Genomic DNA, 17906 nt, shown 5'->3' on the forward strand with positions numbered 1-17906 from the left:
AAGTTCCTTTATGCTGAGGGAGCGTTTTCCTTCACTTGGCTCAGGCCATGACGGACCCGATTGACCAAGGTATAAACCAGCAGGGCGGCAACCACCGCCATCACACCATCTACCCAGAGCGCCCCGAGCCAACCCAGGGCAATGCCGGTCGCCAGCACGCCCAACACAAAGGCGCGATCACTCTTGCCCATCGGCCCGTCATACCGCCGCGAAGCCCCCACCATCGCCCCGAGCACGCCGGCGTATTCGCTGAACAACGCCAACAGCGTGACCAACAACACGAGCAACAGACTGGTATCGGCAAACAGGGCAAAAGGCAGGATCAGGGCAGCGTCGGCGATGATATCGCATAGCTCATTGAGGTAGGCGCCCAGATGCGATTGCTGACCAAACTCCCGGGCCAACATGCCGTCCACGGCATTCAACGCCATGCGCAGGATCATCCAGATTGGCACCAGGACGAAGATCCACGGATGGTTGGCAAACCAGGCGATGACCGCACCGACCAGGACTGAAACGATGCCGGCGAGCACCGTGACCTGGTTGGCGGTGACACCGTTGTTGTAGAGGCGTTGAACCATGGGGCGCAGCAGATTTTGAAAGGCGGGCTTGAGTTGGTAGATGGAGGGCATCGGGGTGAGATCTCGGCCGGTTGCGGGGCTGGGCTTATACAGGTGCGAGATTACGATAGGTTGAAGGGTTGCAGGCGGGTATTTCTCGAGAATGCGTGCGGGTAGGCATCTAAAACCAATGACCTGTGCAAGAAATAGCCAATGTGGGAGCGAGCTTGCTCGCGAATGCGGTGTTTCAGTCAACATCCATGGCGGCTGACCCAGCGCATTCGCGAGCAAGCTCGCTCCCACAGGTTTTGTGTCTGAAATGAATAGTGCGCTGTGCATGCGATCCTGTTTCAAGGCTGCATTGGCCGATGTTTTGACTCTGATTTATACTGAGCAAGTTGTGAGCACTATTTGTATTAAAATCTCCTTATAAAACAATCTGTTGAGAGTTGTTTTTTGTTAGGTGCTGCCGGGAGGTAAGCCATGGTTATCGAAGAGCGGCTTAAAAGATCAATCGCCTTGCGAAAGGACGATGTGTTTCTACGCTCCGAGTTTTCCGACTTCGGCAGCCCCGCGCAGGTATCCCGAGCGCTGCGTCATCTGGTGGCCAACGGTGTATTGGTCAAGCTCGGCGTGGGTGTCTTCGCAAAGGCCAAGGCCAGTGTGCTTACGGGCAAGCCGATACCGGTTCGCCCCCTTGAAGTCTTGGCACCTTTGGTTCTGCAAAAGCTTGGCGTGAAGATCACGGCGGGACGCGCAGTGCGTGAATACAACGCCAGCGATAGCTTGCAGCTACCCGCCGGCATCGTTTTCGACACGGGTTCACGGCGTATTAATCGCAAGCTCGGCTTCGGTGGTCGGTACGTCGTTTATGAAAATCATCACGCCTGAACAGGTCGAGTTAATCGATGCGGTGTTGGCTGAGGTCGATGTCGGGCTGCTTACGGCTAGCATCCTGGAAAAAGACGTCCACGTGACGGATGCTTTGCAAGCTCTGATGGGGATGCGGTTTCCAGGTGTTCGCCTGGTGTTTTGCGGCGGCACAAGCCTGTCGAAGGCTTACCAACTGATCGAGCGTATGTCGGAGGACGTCGACTTAAAGATCGTTTTGGACGAGCCTGATGCGTTAAGTGCCTCGGCTCAGAAGCGGCATCTCAGCAACCTGAAGGCTCAGGTTCGTCATGTCCTCGCCGAGCTCGGTTTCGAGGAAATAGTGGAAGCGCGTGTAGCCCGGAATGAAAACCGATACTTCGCTAGTCGTTGGCAATATGCTCCGCAATACCCTCACGACACCAGTTTGCGCCCTTATCTAAGCCTTGAGCTGACTGCGCGAATCCCACAGTTTGAAGTGACTCAGCAGCCGCTGGAGTACCTGGTCAATCGACTCGCCGCCAGGTCTGGGCGATTGGGTGATATTGCCTGCGTAGCGGTTGAGGAAACGCTTGCGGAGAAAGTCATTTCGTTTCTTCGCCGCTACGCCCAACACCAAGCCGGAGCCATGCTCCAGCCGTGGGACGATACGTTGGTGCGGCATATCTATGATGTTTACTGCATAAGTCGTGGCGATCCGGCTGTCGGCGAACGAGCCGCTCTCGGTTTCAAACGTCTGGTGGAGTTTGATGCGCTCGAATTTGGTCGGCAGTTTCCTCCATTTGCTGACGATCCGGGAGATGTCATGCGGAGCGCTCTCCATCAGGCGAGTTCGGATGCGCTGATTCGTAGCCAGTACGACGCGAAGCTCATGCCGCTGATTTTTGGCAATGTCCGCCCGAGCTTTGATGAAGCTTATGTCGTGTTTCGTCTGCACGCCGAAGCGTTGATTCGGACACTGTGAAACTCTCGGATCATAAACGGGTTAAGGGATTCTGCACGCGGGTGTCTTCTTTCGAGCAAAGCGGGTCAGTGGCCGGCTGACTAAATACAAGGAGTGTTTCAAATGCTGCAAATGGATTGGCTCACTAACCACATGGATAAAAGCGACCAGATGGCCGAGTGGCTCCATCGGGAATTCAGTTATGAATTTGCCCAGCAATCGCTCGCCAGTTGGCAGCAGGAATTCGCTGCGGGGCAGCACGATGGCCGCTGGAAGTGCCTGATCGCCATGGAACACGACCAGTTGCTCGGCGGCGCTTCACTGGCCAGCCACGACCTGCCTGACCGGCCAGAGCTGGGCCCATGGCTGGCGTGTGTGTTCATCACCCCAGGGGCTCGACGCAGAGGGCTTGCAGCGCAGTTGATCGAAGGCATATGCAACCATGCGCGAGAGGCTGGAATCATCACCTTGTTCCTGCACACCCACAGCCAACGTGATTATTACGCCAAGCTGGGTTGGGACGTGCTGGAGCGCTTTGAGGCTTGGGGGAAAGGGCAGTGGCTGATGGCTCGGTGTTTATAGTCATCGGCGGGTTTTCCACGCCAAGCGTCTAAATTTAGCGAATCGCCCTACATCCATTCCCTCTTTTCCTGACTTATTTCTCTCGCCATCGCAGGCAGAGTCTCGCGCCCACTCCTGCGCCGCGAGCTGCCTGCATGCCCAACTACGACAAAACCCTTGCCCAAGGCAACGTCATTGGTTCGCTGGTGATGGCAGTCATGGACCCCGAGCAGCCGGATGTCGAAGCAGTTTTCCGGGATTTTCGAACCTGCCTGAACGACTACGACTCTTGGGCTGAAAGCTTCTGGGCCGGTTGGGCGCTGGATCTTGAGCAAGTGTTCAAGGTCGGCAATGAGGTTTCCCTGGCCGCGCCGAAAAACCTGGATAAACCCATCAGCGCCACGGTGGTGGCTTGTCCGGCGGAGGGGCCGCTGACGCTGGTGCACATGTTCCAGGCGGCGCGCTTCGTGCCGATTGGCGACACGCCGGTGATGCTGGAATCGGTCATTGGGGGCGAGCCAGGGCAGGAAACTTTCGGTGAGCCGATCCATCACGTAATCGGCCCCAGCGGCATTCTGGAAGTCCCTGAGTGTTGGCGAGGCCAGCGTTATCGCATCACCTTTTTCCCCCATGTCACGGCTGATCACGTCAAGGCGTTGTACGCGTCTTACCAAGGCGTGATCGACGAACTCGAGGGCTGGCTGAAAGCGGAGTGGGAGCAGTTTCAACCGCTGTGGACGGAGTTTTCCGAGGCCGGGTTTCTCGAGCGTTACAGCGCGTTGCAGCAAGCCGATTGGCGCGGCTTCAAAAATGCCCTGCATCAGCTGTGGGACGACGTTAAACAGGTTTTCGGGCTGCTGGCCGACTTGCAGGCCAACAGCGAAAAGTTGTTGGAGTACCTGACTCAAGTCGAGCTTGAACAGCTACTGAGGGCGTCCTCCGAGGCGATCGCCAAAGGGCTGATGGTGTTGAGCGACGAGCCGTTGCTCTTCGTCCACGTGGCCGCGTTCACCAGTTGGGTGCGAATGTTGCCGCCTCAGTACGTGGCCGAAGTTGTCGGAGAGCTGCGCGCCTCGGTACTGATCAATTTCCTGCTGATGCGTTTGACCGGGGGGCTGGGCCTGGGGCTGCGCATGAGCGGAAACGTGCTGGGCCGGGTCCGCTCCGAGCGGGCCCGGGAGTGGTTGCTGGCGTCGAGCCTGAGATTGGGCCAACTCGCCCCTGACCGGCTCAATCAGCATGCCGATGTGCTCAAACCGTTGGTGGTCAGCCAGCGCGGACCTTTAAAACCGACGCCTGTCGGACCTTTGCACATCACCCCCGAACACTCTGCCCCCCTGTCCGTCAGCAATCCAGCCGCCGTGGCGCGGGAAAAATCCCAGCCCTCTACACGCCTGAGCGAGCACGAACCCCACGACGACGCCCCGGCCCAGTCGAAAAACCCCAACGGCGACAGCGCCGACACTGCGGCCCAGACCCAGACCAGCGGCTGCCCGGTGTCGATGGTCACCGGCGAAGAACTGCTGACCCTCGACGACGGCACCCTCGATGGTCGCTTGCCGTTCGTCTTCACCCGTTTGTACCGCACCAGCGCCGCCGACCTGGACGTCGGCCTCGGGCGCGGTTGGAGCCATGCCCTGGCCCATCGCTTGGAACTCGACGGTGAGCAGGTCACCTGGGTCGACCAGGAAAACCGCCGCACGACCTTTCCGCTGCTCAGCGCCCAGCGTCCGGCGATCCACAACAGCCTGGCCCGCGCAGCGATCTACCTGGGCACCGAGGCGGACGAACTGATCGTCGCCCAACCCGGCGAAAACGCTCCATTCCTGCACTTTCGCGACGGCCACCTGAGCGCCCTCAGCGACCGCTACGACAACCGCCTGACCATCCTGCGCAACATCCATGGCGACATCAGCCGCCTGGACAACGGCGCCGGGCGCGCCCTGCGCCTGCGTTACGAGCAGCGCCACCTGATCGCAGTCGATTACCAGAGCTTCCATCCCGCCATCACCCTCGACGAAGCCTGGCGGACCGAACAGACGCTGGTTTCCTACCGCTACGACGGACGTTTCCGACTGATCGAAGCGACCAATGCTGCCGGTGAAAGCGAGCGCTACGACTACGACGACCAGCACGTCATTCTCCAGCGGCAACTGGCCGGTGGCGCGAGTTTTTATTGGGAATGGCAAGGCCTCGGGCCGGCGTCCCGCTGCGTACGGCATTGGGCCTCGTTTGCGCAGATGGACAGCCGCTACACCTGGGGCGAAGACGGCAGCGTCACGGTCCAGCACCTGGATGGCAGCCAGGAGGTGTATGTCCACGACGAGCGGGCGCGGCTGGTGCGCAAGGTCGAGCCCGACGGCGGCGAGCACCTCAAGGCCTACGACGAACAGGGCCGGCTGATTGCTGAGCAGGACCCGTTGGGGGCGGTCAGCGAATACCGCTACGACGAGGTCGGACGGCTGGTGGCGCTGCTTCCCCCGGATGAGGCGCCGACGTACTACGAATACCGCAACGGTTTCCTGCACGTCCGTTCACGCGGCAAGGCCGTGTGGACCTACCGGCGCAATGCCCGCGGCGACGTGATCGTCCTCATCGACCCGGATGGCCGGCGCACGGAATATGCCTACGACGCCCATGGGCAACTGCTGGCGACGTATGCCCCGGACGGTGGTGAACATCGCTTCACCTGGAGTCGCCTGGGCCAACTGACCGAAGAGATCCTGCCCGACGGCGGTCGCCGGTGTTTTTCCTACGACGCCCTGGGGCGTTTGCTCAGCCGCCAGGACGAACACGGCGCGCTCACGCACTACCAATGGGACGCCGTCGGCCGACTGCTGCAGGTGACCTTGCCCAACGGTGCCACCCGAACCTGGCGCTACAACGCCTACGGCAAGGTCACCGCCGAGTGCGATGAACAAGGGCGGGTCACCCGCTACGAATACGCCGACGACCTGCACCTGGTCAGCCGCCGCCTGAACCCCGACGGCAGCGAGCTGAAGTACCGCTACGACTCGGCGCGGCTGTTGCTGACCGAAATCGAAAACGAATCCGGCGAAAAATATCAGCTGGACTACACGCCCAACGGCTTGATCCGACAGCAAGTCGGCTTCGACGGCCAACGCACTGCCTACGCCTACGGCCTCAACGGCCACCTGCTGGAAAAAACCGAGCACGGCGAGGACGGTTCACAACGGCTCACCCAGTACCAGCGCGACGCGGCCGGGCGGCTGCGGGTCAAGACCTTGCCCGACGGCCAGGCCATCGAATACCGCTACGACGAGCTGGGCCGATTGGTCCACGTCAACGACGGCAGCGATCATCCGCTGGCCTTCGAATACGACGCCCAGGACCGCTTGGTCTGCGAGCACCAGGGCTGGGGCACCCTGCGTTATCGCTACGACGCTTGCGGGCGCCTCAACCACCTGCGCCTGCCGGACGACAGCCAGCTCGACTACCACCATGCCCCGGGTGGCGCACTGACCGCCATCGACCTCAACGGCTCGCGCCTGACCGAACACCGCTTTGACGGCGGGCGCGAACGGCAACGCCAGCAAGGCCAGCTGCTCAGTGACTACGACTACGATGAACAGGGCCGTCTCAAGGCCCAGACCGTGTGGCAGAGTCGACAGCAGCAACTGTTCTGGCGCGATTATGCCTACAGCGCCAAGGGCAACCTGCAAACCCTTTCCGACAACCGAAACCGCCGCAGCTACCAGTACGACCCGCTGGATCGCCTGACCCGCATCGACTTTTCCCACAGCGAGCCGCCGGAACACTTCTGCCACGACCCGGCCGGCAACCTGCTGATGCAGGACCGCCCCGGCCCGACCACCCTCAAGGGCAACCGCCTGCTGAAGGAGGGCGACCGCCACTACGACTACGACGCCTTCGGCAACCTGATCCGCGAACGCCGCGGCCAGGCCCTGGTCAGCGCCTACCGCTACGACAGCCAGCACCGCCTGATCGGCGTCACCACGGCGGACGGGCGCGAAACGTCCTACCGCTACGACGCCTTTGGCCGACGCATCAGCAAGACCGTGGACGGCCTGACCACGGAATTTTTCTGGCAGGGCGACCAGGTCGTCGCCGAAAACAGCCCGCGCCACCACCGCAGCTACGTCTACGAACCCGGCACCTTCCGCCCGCTGGCGATGCTCGACGGCGAAGGCCTCAAGGCCTGCCCGTTCTACTACCACCTCGACCACCTGGGCACGCCCCAGGAACTGACCAGCTTCAGCGGCCAGATCGTCTGGTCGGCGCGCTACAACGGCTACGGCCAACTCACCGAACTCCAGCACGGCGGCGGCGAACAGCTGGAACAACCGCTGCGCTTCCAGGGCCAATACTTCGACCCCGAAAGCGGCCTGCACTACAACCGCCACCGCTACTACAATCCCGAGACTGGCCGCTATCTGACGCCTGATCCGAGCAAGTTGGCGGGTGGGCTCAATGGGTACCGGTACACCCTGAACCCGACGGGGTGGGTGGATCCGTTGGGGTTGGCATGTCAGTGTCCTGGTGATATTGAGGCTGATGGGCCGTTCAGCGAAATTGTGCCGGGAGGAGGGTTGGCTGCGCATGAGGCTCGTGGTGGGCATCTGATTGAGAAGCATATTGGCAGAACAAATGCTCAGTTGGCTCAGAGACTGGAGGCAGAGCCGCATATCCCCGCAGCCTCTACGTTTCCTGATAGATCTACTGCTGAGTTTTCAGCGGCGAGAGCAATAGCGGCAAATGAACAGAAAATCGAAAATTTCTTAGCTGGGCCAAAAGAAAAGACAACTATTAAGAATACGTTTAGCCAACCAGTGGGAGTCAGTCTGTTAAATGGTCGTACCGATTATCTACCCGCGTCAAAAGTATTGTTGGTCTTGAAGAAAGACCAACGAAGTCCAACAGGATATTTTTTGCTGACAGGATTCCCGGAAGTATGAATACAGAATTTCCTGAACTACATGATTTTTTTGGGGCCTATTTCCACCAAGATTGGTCCGCCGAGCATGAATCCGCTGAACAAGTCCTCGAAGCCTTTCTAGCAGAGTCAGACGTCGAGATACTGAAGGCTGTTCAGCAAGAGCTAAGTATCCTGCTTGGCAAAAAGAAAAATGAATTGGAGTTGAAAGAGTATTTGTTGAAAGAGTTAAGTTGCTATTACAGTTACTGGAATACATGGGAAGCCGGCGAGGTGTGGTTGCGGCATATCGCTAGCAGGCTGAACTTTACAATTGATAGTCTTTGCTGAGTTGTGATTAATCACAGAACAGCTTTGGCGGCGAGATACTTTTGATCGCTCCCACGCTCCCGCGTGGAAATGCATCCCGTGACGCTCTGCGTCACCTTCCAGAAGCGGAACGCGGAGCGTCCCTGGCGACATTCCCACGCAGGAGCGTGGGAACGATCGATAACCTGTGGCGAGGGAGCTTGCTCCCGCTCGGCTGGGTCGTGGTAGGAGCTGCCGAAGGCTACGATCTTTTGATCTGGATCTTTCGCTTGATACTCAACTGGCTTTGGAAAGATTGCAGCCTCGCTTCGCTCGGCAGCTCCTACGGCGCAGCCGAGCGGGAGCAAGCTCCCTCGCCACGATGATTCACACAGCCTTTTAAGTCAACGGTCGCCTGTAGAGCAGGCGCTCACGCATTCTCGATGCCACCACAACTCCAGTGTGGGAGCGAGCTTGCTCGAGATAGCGGAGGGTCAGTCACCCTCAATGGCAGCTGACCCACCGCCATCGCGAGCAAGCTCGCCCCCACAGGGTTATCAGTGACTTGCAGGTTGCTGCTTCGCCCTCAGCCATTAAAAAAACCACCCCTTTGGCACCGATAACATCGTTTCTCGGGCGCGCGGCTTTTCCCTATATTGGCCCTCAGATTCGGTGGATGGCTCAACGTCCACCCCCTCAGTGTGAGTAGCCTCAATGAACAATAAACCTGACAGCACAGGGCTTGATAACGCGGGAGCAGGGACCCGGGCGGTTTGGGGTGGGGAGCAAGTCAGGCACCCCTACAACGCCACGCAAACCCCTATCGTGGCCAGCGCCGCGTACGGTTACGACGACATCGATGTCTGGTACGACGTCGCCTTGGGCAAGGCCCCCGGTTTTATCTACAGCCGCATGAGCAACCCGACCGTCGAGACCCTCGAAGCCAAGATTCGCGAGCTGGAAATGGCCGAGTCCGCCGTGGCCTTCAGCAGCGGCATGGCGGCGATCAGCAGCGTGCTCTACACCTTTCTGGCCCACGGCGATCGCGTGGTGTCGACCAAGGACAGTTACGGCGGCACCAACAAGATCTTCGAAGAGTTCCTGCCGCGCACCGGCGTGGCGGTGACCTTGTGCGAGACCTTCGATCACGACGATCTGGAGCGTGAAATCGCCAAGGGCTGCCAGGTGCTGTACCTGGAAACCCCCACCAACCCCACCCTGAAAATCCTCGACATCCCGCGCCTGGTGGCAGCGGCCAAGCGTGTCGGCGCCGTGGTCGTGGCCGATAACACTTTCGCCACACCGCTGAACCAGAGCCCGCTGGCCTTGGGGGTGGACGTGGTGATTCATAGCGCGACCAAGTTCCTCAGCGGCCATGGCGATGTGCTCGGTGGCCTGGTGTGTGGCAGCGAAGCCTTGATGGCCCAGGTGCGGCATTACCGGGAAATCAACGGCGCGAGCCTCGACCCGTTCTCGGCCTACCTGATCATCCGTGGCATGAAGACCCTGGCGCTGCGCATGCGCCAGCAACAACACAGCGCCCGGGCCCTGGCCGAATTCCTCTGCACCGAACCGCTGGTGGAGGCGGTGAATTATCCCGGCTTGCCGAGCCACCCGAACCACGCCGTGGCTTGCGCGCAGATGTCCGGCTTCGGCGCCATCGTCAGTTTTGTCCTGGTCGGTGGCATGGACACGGTCAAATTGCTGCTGCCGCGCCTGCGCTTCGCCCATTGCGCGGGCAACCTGGGCGCGGTGGAAACCATCTACGGCCCGGCCCGCACCACCAGCCATGTCGAGAACACCTTGGAAGAACGCCTGGCCCTGGGTATCTCCGAAGGCCTGGTGCGGGTTTCGGTCGGCATCGAAGACACCGACGATCTATTGGACGATCTGAAACAGGCCTTCGCCTTCGTCAAAAAGACCCTCGATCCGCAACTCAATGAAGTCCACATCGAGACCGCAAGCTGAAGTGTGAATGTTGATACTCCGCGACAAGGCTGTCAGCGGGGCGTTCATGAATAGGAATAATAATAAAAGCTCAGTGGCGCTTGTCTTACTCGCGCAGACGTAGATGCGCGCCCTGACATTTCATGAGAAACAACCATGTCCATAACAGAGCAACAAACAAATACGCGGACCGGCTTCAAGCAGGAAATGCAGACGCGCCATATTGTCATGTTGGCATTAGGTGGCGTCATTGGTACCGGGCTGTTTCTCACGTCCGGGTATACCGTTAACCAGGCCGGCCCCATGGGCGCGGTGATCGCCTACATCATTGGCGCGCTCATGGTCTACATGGTGATGATGTGCCTGGGTGAACTGGCGGTGCAGATGCCTGAAACCGGTTCGTTCAGCACCTACGCCACGCGATTTCTCGGCCCGGGCACCGGCTACACCGTGGCCTGGTTGTATTGGCTGACGTGGACGGTGGCGATCGGTTCCGAATTCACCGCTGCCGGCATCCTCATGTCGCGCTGGTTTCCCGACACGCCGGTGTGGATCTGGAGCGCGCTGTTTGCCGGCGTGGTGTTCCTCACCAACGTGATTTCGGTGCGTTTGTTCGCCGAGACCGAGTTCTGGTTGTCGTTGATCAAAGTGCTGACCGTGGTGGTGTTCCTGCTGATTGGCGGTGGCGCGATTCTCGGCCTGCTGAACATCGACCAGGCCCACAGCATCGGCTTGAGCAACTTCACCCGCGAAGGACTTTTTCCTACCGGCTTCATGCCGATTGCGATGACGCTGCTGGCGGTGTCCTTCGCGTTCTCCGGCACTGAACTGATCGGCATCGCCGCCGGTGAAACCAAGGACCCGCAACGCAATGTGCCACGCGCCATCCGCACCACCGTGCTGCGCCTGGCGGTGTTCTTCGTCGGGACCATTTTTGTCCTGGCGACCCTGTTGCCCCGCGAGCAGGCCGGTCTGGTCGAAAGCCCCTTCGTCACGGTGTTCACCTACATCGGCATTCCGTACTCCGCCGACATCATGAACTTCGTGATCATCAGCGCCCTGTTGTCGGCGGCCAACTCCGGGTTGTACGCCGCCTCGCGGATGCTTTGGACCCTCAGCGACCAAGGCCACCTGCCCAAGCAGTTCTCGGCCCTGACCCGCATGGGCACGCCGCTCAACGCGATCATCGTCAGCATGGCCGGCGGCGCGGCGTCGTTGCTCAGCAGCGTGTTTGCCGCCGACACCATCTACCTGGCGCTGGTGTCGATTTCCGGCCTGGCCGTGGTGGTGGTGTGGATGAGCATCGCCGCGAGCCAGATCGCTTTCCGGCGTCACTATGTGGCCAACGGCGGCGACATTCGCCACCTCAAGTTCCGCGTTCGCGGTTATCCGTGGGTGCCGCTGGGGGCGCTGGTGTGCTGCAGCCTGGCGTGTATCGGGATCGCTTTCGACCCTGAGCAGCGAGTGGCGCTGTACTTCGGTCTGCCGTTCATCGCCTGGTGTTACTTCGTGTATTACATTACCCGCAAAAGCCGCGAGCGACGCTTGTCGGTTGCCCTCGTGGCACAACCGTCCGACGCGTTCTAAGGCGAGTCGACGGGGCGGGCAAACGTGCCCGGTGCGTGGGGGTCAACGAGGTACAGATCATGAAGCAAAAAACGTTGCCCCCGTTGAACTGGCTGCGGGCGTTCGAAGTGTCGGCCCGCTGCCTGAACTTCACCCACGCTGCCGACGAATTATTCTTGACCCAGGGCGCGGTCAGCCAGCAGATCCGCCAATTGGAAAGCCACCTGGAGGTGGCGCTGTTCAAGCGCTTGCCCCGTGGCCTGGGCCTGACCGAGGAAGGCCAGGCGTACCTGCCGGTGGTACAGGACGCAATCACGCGACTGGCGGTGGGCACCAACGAAATCTTTGGCCAGCACAAGCGTCGGCCAATCAAGGTGCGCGGCAGCCTGGCGTTTTTCGTGCACTGGCTGGCGCCGAAACTGGTGGATTTTCGCCAGGCGCATCCCCACGTCGACATCCGCTACATCAGCAACATCTGGGTCAAGGAACTCGATGGCGAAGACGACATGGAAATTCGCTGGGGCCACGGCCAATGGCCCGGCCTGGTGTCGCAGCGCCTGACCTGGGACACCTTGTTCCCGGTGTGCTCGCGGGCCTTGATGGCGACGCTGAAAGTGCCGGCGGACGTGGCCAAGCATCCATTGCTGCATGTGCTGGGCTACGAAGAGGGCTGGGGTTACTGGCTGAAAATGGTCGGTGCCGATAGCGTCGACTCCTCGACCGGCATGCAGTTCGACACGCTGGTCTGCACCTTGCGCATGGCTGAACTGGGGCAGGGCATCGCCCTGGCGCGCTCGTCGATGGTGAGTGACATGCTTGGCGACGGGCGCCTGGTCGAACCCTTCGCCCAGCGCATCGAAGCCAGCGAATCGTTCTACCTGGTGCGCAGTTCCGGGGCCGAGCAGCACCCGGACGCGGCGCGGTTTTCCACCTGGCTGGTGGAGCAGGCGCATCGTTTTAAATAAGCGGTTTTTAGAAGATTATCCGGAGCTGACCATGCGCTATGTGAGTACCCGAAATTCAACCGTGCAGGTCGACTTCGAACGCGTCGTACTGTCGGCCATCGCCGAGGACGGCGGGCTGTTCGTTCCCGTCGAACTGCCGCTGTTCGAACCCCAGGACATCGCCAACTGGTCGACCTTGTCCTACGACGAACTGGCCTATCGAGTGATGCGTCCGTTCGTGGGCGAGGCGATCCCCGAGGCTGACTTCAAGCGGGTGCTCAAGGAGGCCGGCAGCCAGTTCAGCCATCGCTCCCTGGCACCGTTGCATCAAGTGGATCGCAATGAATGGGTCCTGGAATTGTTCCATGGGCCGACCCGCTCCTCGAAGGACTTTGCCGCGCAATTGCAGGCGCGGCTGGTGCAGTACTTCCTGCGTAAACGCGGGCGTCGCGCGGTGGTGATTGGCGTCACCAACGGCGACACCGGCCTGGCCGCCATCGAGGCCTTCAAGCACTGCGACGAGACCGACGTGGTGGTGATTTATCCCGAGGCCGGCGTACCGCAAGATCAGCTTCAAGACCTGCAAGCGACGGCACATCCGCGGGTTCATCAAGTGGCCGTCGATGGCAGTTTCGATGAATGCCAGACCCTGGTCACCCAACTGTTCCGACAGCATGAGGCGATCAGTTTCAATTCCAGCAACTGGGTCAGCGTCATGGCGCAGTTGGTGTTTTATTTCCACGCCGTGCTGCAACTGGGCGGCGGTCAGCGGCCCATTGGCTTCAGCGTGCCGGCGGCGAGTTTTGCCGAAGTCTATGCCGGCTACATCGCGCAGAAGATGGGCTTGCCGATCACGCAGATGATCGTTGCCACCAACCAGAATGACGCGCTGCATCAGTTCTTTTTGAAGAACCACTACTCGCGATTGCGCGCCAGCAAGACCCTGTCGCCGGCCATGGATTTGTCGATTTTTTCCAACCTGGAACGGTTTCTCTGGGAGCTCTATGGGCACGATGATCAAGCAGTCAGCGCGCTGATGCACACCTTCGAAACCCAGGGCGAAATGACCATCGCCAACGAGTTCTGGTTGCAGGCGCGGATGATCATCGACTCGTACGCGGTCAGCGATGAGCAGACGCTGGAGGAGATCACTTCGCTGCATCGCGACACCGGCTACGTCATCGACCCACACACCGCCACCGGTGTGCTCGCGGCGCGCTTGTACCGGCGCAGCCTGGTGGCGCCGATGGTGACCTTGGGCGAGATCTCCCCGGCCAAATCGGCGGTGTTGCTCGGCGAGTTGGGGATCCACATTGCGGCGCAACAACGCCCGGTTTCTGAGCATGGTCCTGCGCAGATTCATCGCATCCAGCCGGACGACCTCGGTGCCCTCCATCAACTGCTCGGCGCCCTATAACCGGAGGCCCCATGAAGCGAATTCTCGACCCCCTCGACGAACGCATCATCGCCGAACTGCGCCTCAACGCCCGCGCCGCCCACGCCGAGCTGGCGGCCAAGGTCAACCTCTCGCGCAACGCCGTACGCCAACGCATCGAACGCCTCGAACGCGACGGCGCGATCCAGGGCTACACGGTGCGCACCGGGGAGGGCGCGCAGGCGTCGTCAAACATCAACGCCGTGATCTTCGTCTACCGCTACGACCGCATGCGCGGCGCCGAGGTATTGCAGGCCTTGCAAGCCATGCCCGAAGTGCTGCAGTGCGATGTGATGAGTGGCGAGTTTGACTTGATGCTGCGCGTCGGCGCGGCGAACCCGGAGCGGGTGCACAAGGTGTGGAAAGAAATCTCGGCGTTGCCGGGGGTGGAGAACACCGTGACGTCGTTTGTGTTGTCGTCGGTGGTCTGAGCCCGGTAGTGCAGATCGTTCCCACGCTCCCGCGTGGGAATGCCGCCAGGGACGCTCCGCGTTCCGCTTCTGAGAGGGCGACGCAGAGCGTCACGGGATGCATGCCCACGCAGAGCGTGGGAACGATCAGGTCGCGGGGGCTGTGAGCGATCGTTCCTCACGCTCCCGCGTGGGAATGCCGCCAGGGACGCTCCGCGTTCCGCTTCTGCGAGGCGACGCAGAGCGTCACGGGATGCATGTCCACGCAGAGCGTGGGAACGATCATGTCGCGGGGGCTGTGAGCGATCGTTCCTCACGCTCCCGCGTGGGAATGCCGCCAGGGACGCTCCGCGTTCCGCTTCTGCGAGGCGACGCAGAGCGTCACGGGATGCATGCCCACGCAGAGCGTGGGAACGATCAGGTCGCGGGTGCTGTGAGCGATCGTTCCTCACGCTCCGCGTGGGAATGCCGCCAGGGACGCTCCGCGTTCCGCTTCTCGAGGTGAAGCAGAGCGTCACGGAATGCATGCCCACGCAGAGCGTGGGAACGATCAGGTCGCGGGGGCTGTGAGCGATCGTTCCTCACGCTCCCGCGTGGGAATGCCGCCAGGGACGCTCCGCGTTCCGCTTCTGAGAGGGCGACGCAGAGCGTCACGGGATGCATGCCCACGCAGAGCGTGGGAACGATCAGGTCGCGGGTGCTGTGAGCGATCGTTCCTCACGCTCCCGCGTGGGAATGCCGCCAGGGACGCTCCGCGTTCCGCTTCTGAGAGGGCGACGCAGAGCGTCACGGGATGCATGTCCACGCAGAGCGTGGGAACGATCGAATCCACACCTACCGCTTTGCCCACCCCCTGGTCAAAACGCCCAAAAAATAGAGCAAATTGGCATATTTCACTGCCCACGCCACCTCCCTAACCTAGATCCCAACAACTCCAATCACCCGGATCAAGGACATAACAAAAATGACTGAATACAAACTGGCGCTGGTCGGCTTCGGCGGTGTGAACCGGGCATTGGCTCAACTGATTGCCGAGCGCAACCAGCAGTGGAAAACCGAGCTCGGCTTTACCCTGAAAATCGTCGGCGTGACCGACCTGTTCCTCGGTTCGGTGATGGACCGTCACGGCCTCGACGCCGCATTGCTGGCCAAACTGCCAACCACCAAAGGCGCCATGGCTCAACTGCCCGGCGGCACCGTCGATGCCCTCAACGAAGCCGTGATCAAAGACTGCGGCGCCGACATCATCGCCGAAGCCACCTTCACCAATCCGGTGGACGGCGAGCCTGCCACCTCGTTCTGCCGCTGGGCCCTGGAGCGCGGCAAACACGTGGTCACCACCAACAAAGGCCCCATCGCCCTGCACGGCGCCGAGCTCAAAGCCTTGGCCCAGCGCAACAACGTCGCTTTCGAATACGAAGGCTCGGTCATGAGCGGCACCCCGGTCATTCGCCTCGCCAAACAGTCCCTGGCCGGCAGCTCGATCACCGGTTTCGAAGGCATCCTCAACGGCACCTCCAACTTCGTCCTCACCTGCATGGAAGGCGGCCTCGGGTTCGCCGAAGCCGTCAGCCAGGCCCAAGCCCTGGGCTACGCCGAAGCCGACCCAACGGCAGACGTCGAAGGCCACGACGTGCGCCTCAAAGTGGTGATCCTCGCCAACGAACTGCTGGACGCCAAACTCACCGTCAACGACGTCACCTGCAGCGGCATCTCCGCCCTCAGCCTCGCCGACATCGAAAAAGCCCGCCACGACGGTGCATGCTGGAAACTCATTGGCGCCGCCACACGCCAGGCCGACGGCTCCATCAGCGCCAGCGTCGAACCGCGCCTGCTGAGCAACGACCACCCACTGGCGAGCATCAGCGGCGCCACCAACGCTGTGTCGTTCACCAGCGAACTGCTCGGCGCCGTCACCGTCTCCGGTCCGGGCGCAGGCCGTACCGAAACCGCCTTCGCACTGCTGTCGGACATCATTCACATCCACCAATCGGCAACCCGCAAACAGGAGCACAACCTGTGAACGTATCGCGCCTGGCCCTGGCGGTCGTCGAACCGCACATCGAAGTCCTCAACCCGTTTGACGGCAGCATCGTCGGCACCGTCGCCGACGTGTGCGCCTCAGAAGTCCCGCACCTGCTCGAGACCGGACGCAGCGGCGCACGCGCCTGTGCCGCACTCCCACGTCATCGCCGCGCCAGCATTCTCGAACACGCGGCACTGAACATCGAGCGCGACGCCAAAGCCTTCGCCCGGCTGATCGTCGACGAAGCCGGCAAGACCCTCAAGCAGGCGGAAAAAGAAGTCAAACGCTGCGTCAACACCCTCAAGCTCTCCGCCGAAGAAGCCAAGCGCAACGCCGGCGAAATCGTACCGTTCGACGCCTACGAAGGCGCCGAATCGCGCCAGGGCTGGTTCACCCGCGAACCCCTGGGCCTGATCGTCGCCATCACCCCCTACAACGACCCGCTGAACCTGGTCGCCCACAAACTCGGCCCGGCCATCGCTGGCGGCAACGCGGTGATCCTCAAACCGTCCGAGCTGGCGCCGTTGTCGGCGCTCAAACTGGTGTCGTACCTGGTCGCCGCCGGCCTGCCTGAAACCGTGGTCACCGTCGCCACCGGCGGCGCGGAACTGGGCAAAGCCCTGGTCGCCGCCCGCGACGTGCGGATGATCTCCTTCACCGGCGGCTTCGTCACCGGCGAACAAATCGCCCGCACTGCCGGCCTGAAAAAACTCGCCATGGACCTCGGCGGCAACGCCCCCGTCATCGTCATGGGCGACTGCAACCTCGACGCCGCCGTCGACAGCTGCATCTCCGGCGCCTTCTGGGCCGCCGGGCAAAACTGCATCGGCACCCAACGCCTGCTCATCCACGCACCGATCTACGAAGCCTTCCGCGAACGCTTCGTCAACCAGGCCCAAGCCCTCGTCGTCGGCAACCCACTGCTCGCCAACACCGACATCGGCCCGATGATCACCCAACAAGCCGCGCAGAACGCCGAACAGGTCGTCAACGAAGCCCTGCAACAAGGCGCCACCTTGCTCTGCGGCCACCGCCGCCAAGGCACCTGCTACGCCGCCACCGTCCTGGAAAACGTCGATCATTCCAGCCGACTCTGGCGCAACGAAGCCTTTGCGCCAGTGGTGGTGTTGCAGCCGTTCGACACGTTTGATGAGGCCATCGCGTTGGCTAACGAACCTGAATACGCGCTTCACGCTGGGATCTTCACCAACGACCTCAACACCGCGATGAGCGCTGCGCGGCGGATCGAAGCGGGGGGTGTGATGATCAATGATTCGTCGGATTTCCGGTTTGATGCGATGCCGTTTGGCGGTTCCAAGTACGGCAGTTTGGGCAGGGAAGGGGTGCGCTTCGCGTATGAGGAAATGACCCAGCCGAAGGTGGTTTGTTTGAATACGTTGGGGTGATGGGTCAGGTCGTTGGCATCGGGCAGGTTGGTCAC

General features: G+C 61.2%; 13 protein-coding genes. 12 read left to right on the forward strand and 1 reads right to left on the reverse strand.

Annotation, left to right across the window (positions count from 1 at the left end; all coding sequences use genetic code 11):
• Positions 1-8: 8 nt before the first annotated feature.
• Positions 9-632: a CDP-alcohol phosphatidyltransferase family protein gene (locus tag AB4O22_RS30410; protein ID WP_027912226.1), complete on the reverse strand. Its 624-nt coding sequence runs from the start codon at positions 630-632 to the stop codon at positions 9-11.
• A gap of 411 nt (positions 633-1043) precedes the next feature.
• Between AB4O22_RS30410 and AB4O22_RS30415 the strand changes: the two genes are divergently transcribed.
• From AB4O22_RS30415 to AB4O22_RS30470, 12 genes are all read left to right on the forward strand, one after another.
• A complete protein-coding gene (locus AB4O22_RS30415; protein ID WP_003205962.1) occupies positions 1044-1451 on the forward strand; it encodes a DUF6088 family protein in 408 nt (135 codons plus the stop codon).
• Complete coding sequence (locus AB4O22_RS30420) at positions 1432-2394, forward strand: nucleotidyl transferase AbiEii/AbiGii toxin family protein (protein ID WP_460095717.1); 963 nt, start codon at positions 1432-1434, stop codon at positions 2392-2394. Before AB4O22_RS30415 ends, AB4O22_RS30420 begins: the two co-directional genes overlap by 20 nt.
• A gap of 102 nt (positions 2395-2496) precedes the next feature.
• Positions 2497-2955 (forward strand): GNAT family N-acetyltransferase, encoded by a 459-nt coding sequence (locus tag AB4O22_RS30425; protein WP_460095718.1) that lies wholly within the window; start codon positions 2497-2499, stop codon positions 2953-2955.
• Positions 2956-3089: 134 nt separating this feature from the next.
• Positions 3090-7871 carry an RNase A-like domain-containing protein gene (locus AB4O22_RS30430; protein ID WP_460095719.1) on the forward strand — a complete coding sequence of 1594 codons (4782 nt, stop codon included), beginning with the start codon at positions 3090-3092 and terminating at the stop codon, positions 7869-7871.
• Entirely contained in the window at positions 7868-8179 is a 312-nt protein-coding gene (locus AB4O22_RS30435) for a contact-dependent growth inhibition system immunity protein (RefSeq protein WP_013694294.1), read from the forward strand. Before AB4O22_RS30430 ends, AB4O22_RS30435 begins: the two co-directional genes overlap by 4 nt.
• Before the next feature lie 672 nt (positions 8180-8851).
• Positions 8852-10105, forward strand: coding sequence for a cystathionine gamma-synthase family protein (locus AB4O22_RS30440; protein WP_460095721.1), 1254 nt, complete (start codon positions 8852-8854; stop codon positions 10103-10105).
• Between the two features lie 135 nt (positions 10106-10240).
• The gene (locus tag AB4O22_RS30445) at positions 10241-11671 is read left to right on the forward strand and encodes an amino acid permease (RefSeq protein ID WP_460095722.1); all 1431 of its coding nucleotides are present in this window, start codon (positions 10241-10243) and stop codon (positions 11669-11671) included.
• 59 nt (positions 11672-11730) lie between these two features.
• On the forward strand, positions 11731-12615 hold the full coding sequence (locus AB4O22_RS30450) for a LysR substrate-binding domain-containing protein (RefSeq protein WP_460095723.1): 885 nt from the start codon (positions 11731-11733) through the stop codon (positions 12613-12615).
• A gap of 31 nt (positions 12616-12646) precedes the next feature.
• Positions 12647-14011: a threonine synthase gene (gene thrC / locus AB4O22_RS30455; protein WP_460095724.1), complete on the forward strand. Its 1365-nt coding sequence runs from the start codon at positions 12647-12649 to the stop codon at positions 14009-14011.
• Positions 14012-14022: 11 nt separating this feature from the next.
• Entirely contained in the window at positions 14023-14460 is a 438-nt protein-coding gene (locus tag AB4O22_RS30460; protein ID WP_053125728.1) for an Lrp/AsnC family transcriptional regulator, read from the forward strand.
• Positions 14461-15403: 943 nt separating this feature from the next.
• Positions 15404-16462: a homoserine dehydrogenase gene (locus AB4O22_RS30465; RefSeq protein WP_460095725.1), complete on the forward strand. Its 1059-nt coding sequence runs from the start codon at positions 15404-15406 to the stop codon at positions 16460-16462.
• Positions 16459-17871 (forward strand): aldehyde dehydrogenase family protein, encoded by a 1413-nt coding sequence (locus AB4O22_RS30470; protein WP_027912047.1) that lies wholly within the window; start codon positions 16459-16461, stop codon positions 17869-17871. Before AB4O22_RS30465 ends, AB4O22_RS30470 begins: the two co-directional genes overlap by 4 nt.
• The last annotated feature ends 35 nt before the right edge of the window (positions 17872-17906 follow it).

The organism is Pseudomonas sp. S3_B11 (assembly GCF_054667715.1).

Excerpts from the sequence above, each read along its gene's own strand:
- AB4O22_RS30410 (WP_027912226.1), bottom strand. The coding sequence starts at position 632 with ATGCCCTCCATCTACCAACTCAAGCCCGCCTTTCAAAATCTGCTGCGC.
- AB4O22_RS30415 (WP_003205962.1), top strand. The coding sequence starts at position 1,044 with ATGGTTATCGAAGAGCGGCTTAAAAGATCAATCGCCTTGCGAAAGGAC.
- AB4O22_RS30420 (WP_460095717.1), top strand. The coding sequence starts at position 1,432 with ATGAAAATCATCACGCCTGAACAGGTCGAGTTAATCGATGCGGTGTTG.
- AB4O22_RS30425 (WP_460095718.1), top strand. The coding sequence starts at position 2,497 with ATGCTGCAAATGGATTGGCTCACTAACCACATGGATAAAAGCGACCAG.
- AB4O22_RS30430 (WP_460095719.1), top strand. The coding sequence starts at position 3,090 with ATGCCCAACTACGACAAAACCCTTGCCCAAGGCAACGTCATTGGTTCG.
- AB4O22_RS30435 (WP_013694294.1), top strand. The coding sequence starts at position 7,868 with ATGAATACAGAATTTCCTGAACTACATGATTTTTTTGGGGCCTATTTC.
- AB4O22_RS30440 (WP_460095721.1), top strand. The coding sequence starts at position 8,852 with ATGAACAATAAACCTGACAGCACAGGGCTTGATAACGCGGGAGCAGGG.
- AB4O22_RS30445 (WP_460095722.1), top strand. The coding sequence starts at position 10,241 with ATGTCCATAACAGAGCAACAAACAAATACGCGGACCGGCTTCAAGCAG.
- AB4O22_RS30450 (WP_460095723.1), top strand. The coding sequence starts at position 11,731 with ATGAAGCAAAAAACGTTGCCCCCGTTGAACTGGCTGCGGGCGTTCGAA.
- thrC (WP_460095724.1), top strand. The coding sequence starts at position 12,647 with ATGCGCTATGTGAGTACCCGAAATTCAACCGTGCAGGTCGACTTCGAA.
- AB4O22_RS30460 (WP_053125728.1), top strand. The coding sequence starts at position 14,023 with ATGAAGCGAATTCTCGACCCCCTCGACGAACGCATCATCGCCGAACTG.
- AB4O22_RS30465 (WP_460095725.1), top strand. The coding sequence starts at position 15,404 with ATGACTGAATACAAACTGGCGCTGGTCGGCTTCGGCGGTGTGAACCGG.